This is a genomic window from Streptomyces sp. NPDC003038, from assembly GCF_040611115.1.
Lineage (GTDB): Bacteria > Actinomycetota > Actinomycetes > Streptomycetales > Streptomycetaceae > Streptomyces.
Window position 1 is genome coordinate 1 of record NZ_JBEXNN010000110.1, and the last position, 1,675, is coordinate 1,675.

Below are 1,675 nucleotides of genomic sequence, written 5' to 3' on the forward strand. Positions count from 1 at the left end.
CGTCAAAGACCCACCGGCAAACGAAACCGCCACCGCATCCGGCATCACAGCCGCCCGCTCGGCCACCAGCCCGTGAACCGTCCCCTCCGGAACCCCAACCCCACCCGTCTCGTTCCACTCACGCACCACACGCTCGAACTCCCCCGGCGCCAGGAGCGGAAGGGCGGCCACCGGCTGCTCCGGATCCGCGACGATCCCGCCCAGCAGCACCTTCAGGTGCTCGCCGAAGCGTGCGATCGTCGACGCGTCGAACAGCTCGGTGCTGTACTCGACCAGGGCGCGCAGACCGCCCGCGTGCTCCTCGAACTCGATGGTGAGGTCGAACAGCGCGGTGTCACGCTCCAGCCGGTAGTCACCGACCCTCACCTCACCCAGGTCCGGTTGCATGCCCGGTGCGTTCTGGAGCACGACCATCGCCTGGATGAGCGGCGTACGGCTGGTGTCCCGCTCCGGCTGCAACGCTTCCACCAGGCGCTCGTACGGCACTTCCTCGTGCGCGAAGGCATCGAGGACCGTCTCCTTCACCTGGCCCAGGAGCGCGCCGTAGCTCATCCCGGGCTCGACGTGCGAGCGCAGCACCACCGTGTTGACCAGAAAGCCGACGAGCTGCTCCAGGTCGCTGTGGCCGCGTCCCGCCGAGGCGGTGCCGACTGCGATGTCCTGCTGCCCGGTGTAGCGGGCGAAGACCGCCTTGACGGCCGCCGTCAACGCCATGAAGAGCGTCGCACCCCGCTCGTGCGCCAGGGTTTTCAGTCCGTTGACCGTGGCCGGCGGCAGGTCGAAGCCGTGGACCGCTCCCTTCGAGGAGCGCACCGACGGACGGGGCCGGTCGGTGGGCAGTTCGAGCGGCGAGATGCCCGCGAGGCGCTCACGCCACCAGCCGAGCTGCTGCTCCAGCAGTCCGCCGTCCTCCAGCCGCTCGCGCTGCCAGGCCGCGAAGTCCGCGTACTGCACGGGTGCGTCGGCCAGTTCGGCCGGCCGGCCCGTGACGCGGGCCGCGTACAACTCGCCCAGCTCCCGGGCCACGACGCCCATGGACCAGCCGTCCGTCACGATGTGGTGCATCCCGAGGACGCACACGTGCGCGTCGTCCGCCAGCCGTACGAGCAGAACGCGCACGAGCGGGCCGTTCCTGAGGTCGTACGGACGGGCCAGCTCGTCCTGGGCCAGCTCCCGCAGCTGCTCCTCATCCGCCGCTTCGGCCGTCCGCCACTGCGGCGCGAGGACCGGGTGGACGATCTGCACCCCCCGGTCGCCGACCACGTCGAACGTCGTCCGCAGGGACTCGTGCCGTGCCACCAGGTCGCCGACCGCCGCGCGCAGGGCGCTTGCGTCGAGCGGGCCGGTCAGGCGCAGACCGGCAGCGGAGTGGTACTCGGTGCTGCCCTCGTTGAAGTCCTCCAGGAACCACAGGCGCTGCTGGCCGAAGGACATCGGCAGCAGGCCGTCGCGCGGGATCACCGGAATCCCATGGTTCTCGGCGGACTCCTGGGCCCCCTGCGGCACCACGGCTTCCGCGAGCTGGGCGACCGTCGGAGCCTCGAAGAGCAGCCGTGGTGACAGGCTGGTACCCAGTGCTCGGCGGGCGCGTGAGATGACTTGGATGGAGAGGATGGAGTCGCCGCCGAGGTCGAAGAAGTTGTCGTGGACGCCGACCCGCTCGACGCCGAGGACT

Annotated in this window: 1 protein-coding gene; it reads right to left on the reverse strand. The window is 70.6% G+C overall.

The window, feature by feature from the left end; genetic code table 11:
- Nucleotides 1–1,675, reverse strand: a 1,675-nt coding sequence (locus ABZX75_RS34290; RefSeq protein ID WP_355418154.1) for a condensation domain-containing protein, incomplete at both ends; no start/stop codon positions are given.